Annotated in this window: 6 protein-coding genes and 1 pseudogene; all 7 read left to right on the top strand. The window is 41.6% G+C overall.

The window, feature by feature from the left end; all coding sequences use genetic code 11:
* Positions 1 to 669: pseudogene (locus tag HCK02_RS13255) on the top strand (hypothetical protein); the annotation flags it as partial.
* Positions 666 to 2333, top strand: coding sequence for a BppU family phage baseplate upper protein (locus HCK02_RS13250; RefSeq protein ID WP_167630576.1), 1668 nt, complete (start codon positions 666 to 668; stop codon positions 2331 to 2333). The pseudogene HCK02_RS13255 and the gene HCK02_RS13250, both read left to right, overlap by 4 nt.
* Positions 2333 to 2662, top strand: a complete 330-nt coding sequence (locus HCK02_RS13245) for a hypothetical protein (RefSeq protein WP_167630575.1) — start codon at positions 2333 to 2335, stop codon at positions 2660 to 2662. Before HCK02_RS13250 ends, HCK02_RS13245 begins: the two co-directional genes overlap by 1 nt.
* Complete coding sequence (locus tag HCK02_RS13240) at positions 2663 to 2812, top strand: XkdX family protein (RefSeq protein ID WP_167630574.1); 150 nt, start codon at positions 2663 to 2665, stop codon at positions 2810 to 2812.
* Positions 2813 to 2835: 23 nt separating this feature from the next.
* Complete coding sequence (locus HCK02_RS13235; protein ID WP_167630573.1) at positions 2836 to 3156, top strand: hypothetical protein; 321 nt, start codon at positions 2836 to 2838, stop codon at positions 3154 to 3156.
* The gene (locus tag HCK02_RS13230) at positions 3156 to 3437 is read left to right on the top strand and encodes a phage holin (protein ID WP_167630572.1); all 282 of its coding nucleotides are present in this window, start codon (positions 3156 to 3158) and stop codon (positions 3435 to 3437) included. The genes HCK02_RS13235 and HCK02_RS13230 overlap by 1 nt, the downstream gene beginning before the upstream one ends.
* Positions 3437 to 4384, top strand: coding sequence for an N-acetylmuramoyl-L-alanine amidase (locus HCK02_RS13225; protein ID WP_167630571.1), 948 nt, complete (start codon positions 3437 to 3439; stop codon positions 4382 to 4384). The genes HCK02_RS13230 and HCK02_RS13225 overlap by 1 nt, the downstream gene beginning before the upstream one ends.
* Positions 4385 to 4451: the final 67 nt, after the last annotated feature.

Genomic DNA, 4451 nt, shown 5'->3' with positions numbered 1-4451 from the left:
CAAGGAACAATTGAATACTTTGTGGATTCTGGTAAGGGTGATGACGTAAACGGAACAGGTGCAATTGATAGCCCATTCAAAACGGTTACAAAAGCCGTTTCGATGTTGCCACGATTGTTAAGTACAACAGTCTACATTTGGCTAAACCCCGGCAAATATGATGAAGATATTGTGATGACAAATATTAATGGCGCAAAGATCAATATACTGTCAACGAATTATGCAACGGTTGACCCGTCAAAAGGTTCAACAGGAATCCAAGTGAGAAGTCTTTATTTAGAAGATATCGTAGGAAGCGTATATATTTCTGGTCTTGAGGAAACAAATACGGTAGGGACTACTAAGAATTATTTCATTCGTGCAAGCCGTTGCGGATTTGTTCGTGTGCAAAAATGCAGAATGGCGTATAGCACCAAAGCAATCGATCCATTTACTGCTGTGTTTATTGATGCTTGTAAGGCAGATGTGAATAGCTGTTACTTCGCCAGCCAGAATGTAGATATTCGAGGTTACAATGCGGCGGATGTGATCGCGCAAGGGACTACGCACGGAGCGAATAGTGCCATCGGTCTTTATCCGCAATCATCGGTGATCTACAATGCTAATAACATCACTTGGGGAGCAGATACACCGAATAGACCAAGCGGAGGCGGTGAAGTGAGAGCATGAATGAGCTAAATAGTGTCTATAAAAAAGTGCAGTCTGAACTCGATGTGAGCGTGTACGGTGTTCAACCCATTAATTTGAAAGCAACTTTTTCAACACAAGATGAAAACACCGCATTTCTTCGATTTGTTGTGAAAAAAGATGGTACACTATTGCCACTTTCTGAACCAGCTAAGGCGGTTATTTACTTGGTCGGAAATCAACTAAAGGTCAAGAAGGATATGGAAGTAGACCGAGAAAAGAGTACCGTTTCTTACTTGCTAACACCTGATGAGGTAAAACATTATGGGAAAGTGGATGGTGAAGTTTACATTCACTATAACAACGAGGGGAAACAATCTCTTTCCGTCCATAAATTTTCTTTCCATATTGACCAAGCTTTAATCGATCAGGATCTAGACATAATCGAAAATGTTTATATTTCTGATCTTGAAGATATTAAAAGTGAGTATCTGGATCAATTCGAGAATCTAAAATCAGAATTAGAAGAAAAAGTGACTCAACTTCAGACAGATACAGCAGAGCTCCAGAAAGAAGCACAGGAGCTTGAACAGAAGTTTAATAGTATAAATCCAGAACAATTTGCAAAAAAGACAGGGGATACGTTCACGGGTTCTGTCAATCTAGATGCTCAAGAAGCGCTTAACGTGCGCTATGGCTATTTATTCCACTATGTGGGGGCAAAGCCAAATGGTACAGTTATCACCATGGACTTTGCAGAAGAATTTGGCGTGTGGTCGAAACGCTTAGAAATGACTGTTGGCGGTGAAGGTGTACAAAGTGAAGATGGCGAATTTGGGTTAGAGCCGATTACGTCACTTAATACTTACGTTCGAGGGTGGGCACCTGCAAGCTACACAAGTAGCCAGTCAACGATTGATGGTGTTAAAAAGCCCGCAAAGGGAACCATCACGCCAACAAGTGCGATTTCAGTAAAAAGAGATGGTGTTACAGCTTCAATAAAAGTAAATAACGGCTACACACTAACAGATGAAGTATACGCCGTACCCGATTTAAACACAGCGCTTGATTTTGGGAAAGATTACTATGTAAATGCCTCTGCACAGAATGCACCTGTAGTGTTAAAAACAGATACGCAAGGTTCGCTCTATTCTATTCGTCGTTCTGCGTCATCAGTGATTCAGATGTACATGCACTATGCAGGTCGAGTGTTTACTCGCTACTTTCTGAACAATGCGCCTTACATTCACTCTAAGACAGATGCGAATGGGTGGAGCGAACTCGCTTCTATTTCTGATGCTCAAGCGAAAGCAGATAAAGCGTTGACTGATGCAAAAGCTTACTTTGATAGCGCGTTAACGGTTCAAAAGGTTACTTTGACACCTAAAAATGGATTTACTGCCTCCAGAACACTTACGGCGAGTTATATAAAGGTGGGGAATCGTTATCTTGTCATGATCGGCGGAATAGTCGCGAAGGGGACAGGAACAGGAACGGGCATTTGCGCGACAGTTCCAGCGATGTTAGCGCCTGACACGGATTGGAATAAACTTTTTTCAGGCGCACAACAATCTACAGCCGCAAGCAATCACGCAAACATTTATTTATCGAGTGGCGGAGATATTAATATCGTGGCGGTTGGTGCCGCAGATGTCAACACGGGTCTCGATGGCATTTCTTACTTTACAAAAGAGGTGACAGCATAATGAAAGTTTATAAATATGATAAAAACGGCGTGTTTGAACGCGATGACTTGATTTTTATTGAAGATGGTGAGGAGCTACCAGAAGGATACACGAGCATTGCGCCGCCTGTACCTTCAATCAACCCCGTTTTTAACGTAGAAAATCAGGAGTGGAGCGTAGGCGATGACCCGAGCACATTAGAGCCCGCCGAACCTTCGGAGATCGACAAGCTTAAACAAGAGAATGCAGATACTCTTTTACAAATTGCAGAGGTTGAAGCAAGTTCTGAGAGCGTCAAACAAGATCAAGCAGACTTATTATTAACACTAGTAGAATCGGGGGTTATTTGAATGGCCATTGATTGGTTTGAAAAAGTGAAGGAGTATTATTTGGGCGGTTATTATGGCGTTGAAGAAGTCAACAAGTTTGTAAAGCTCAAAAAAATCACGCAGGAACAAGCAAATGAAATTTTTAAAGCAAAAGAAGAAGAAGTCGAATAGGCTTTTTATTTTGGGGTGAGCGTATGAGAATTTGGGGATTATCAATAGGTGAGCTTATCAGCTTACTTGTGTTTGTGGGAACGGTTGGGGGCTTTGTTATTAAGTTTTCGATTATTAGTCCGTTGACTTCCATGGTCAAAGATTCGAATAAGTCCATTGACAATTTAAATATCACGATTCAAGAGTTACGTGAGGATATGAAAGAGTCAAAAGCAGACAGAGGGGCTATTCATACGAAAATTGACAAGAACCAAGCAGACACAGAAAGAGAAATTGCTTTACTGAAAAAAGAAGACAAAACAATTTGGAAACATATCGCGGAAATGAAAGGAGAACAAAAATAATGAAAATCAATTGGAAAATCAGACTCAAAAGCTGGCGGACATGGCTATTAGCCATTATTCCAGTCATTACTATTATTTGGAGTGCAGGCGGGTTTCAGGTGTCAGACTTAGATAGCTGGACACAGTTGGGACTGTCATTCATGACCTTTCTAAAAAGCCCTGCGGCAATCATTGCAGTGCTTTCTGCATTAATTGCTACTTACGTTGATCCAACGACAAAGGGTCTAGGGGATAGCGACTTATCTCTAAGTAAAGAGAGTTTAAAAGGAGAGGACGAATAATGGCGTATCAAATCGAAAAGAAATTAATCAGCGGACTTCCAAAAACAAAACTAAAAGCGAAAAACTTTGTCGTTGCACATGAAACTTCTAATCCAAATTCAACAATTGACAACGAAGTGGCTTATATGTCTCGAAACTGGCAAAACGCATTTGTAACTCATTTTGTCGGTGGTGGCGGACGCGTGGTTCAGATTGCACCTACTGGCTATGCGAGCTGGGGATGTGGCACGAAAGGAAACGCCTACGCCTATGCTCAAGTGGAACTCTGTCGGGCAAAAGATAAGGCGACTTTCCAAAAAGACTATGCAGCTTATTGCCAATTACTGGTTAATTTGGCTAAAGAAGCGGGTATTCCCATCACATTGGATAGCGGAAATGGTGTAGGAAATCGAGGGATTAAATCGCATAACTGGATACGGGCAAAGCTCGGAGGAACTACGCATACAGATCCCTATGGTTATTTGAAACAGTGGGGTATTTCGAAAGCTCAGTTTGAAAAAGACATAGTGGCGGCATCGAAAGGTTCAACGGGGAACCCAAACGCAATTCGTGCAACGGTTCAAGATGTAGCGCCACTCATGCCTAAGCCCCAATTCAAGAGTCAAAAACCTATTAGATTATGGAAAACGGGCACACCTATCCAAGTACGCAAATTTAACAAATATTGGTATCAAACCAAAGTCAAACAGAATGGCAAGTGGGTGACAGGCTATATTTATCATGGCTTTTTGAGAAATGTAAAAGCCATCAAAGGGACCGATAAGTATTCCGCTACGATTCGAGCCTTTGCCATTTTTTGGGATAACGAAGATTTGAATGGTGGGGAAATCTTAACTTATATGCCGGGGACTGAACTTAGCCACTACCCAGAGCGAATCGGTTTGAAATCCGCTTGGTTCTCCAAGCAGAAAAAAATGTTCTACACAGCTAATTATATGTTGAAATAGCAAAAGCCATTCCTTATAATAAATATGTGCATGAGCACCCCCTTATGCACGGGTGATTGCATTGCCA

It is taken from the genome of Listeria valentina (assembly GCF_011800755.1).
Classification (GTDB): Bacteria; Bacillota; Bacilli; order Lactobacillales; family Listeriaceae; genus Listeria; species Listeria valentina.
The sequence above is the reverse complement of the archived record's forward strand: the minus strand, read 5'-3'. Positions and strand labels throughout refer to the sequence as shown.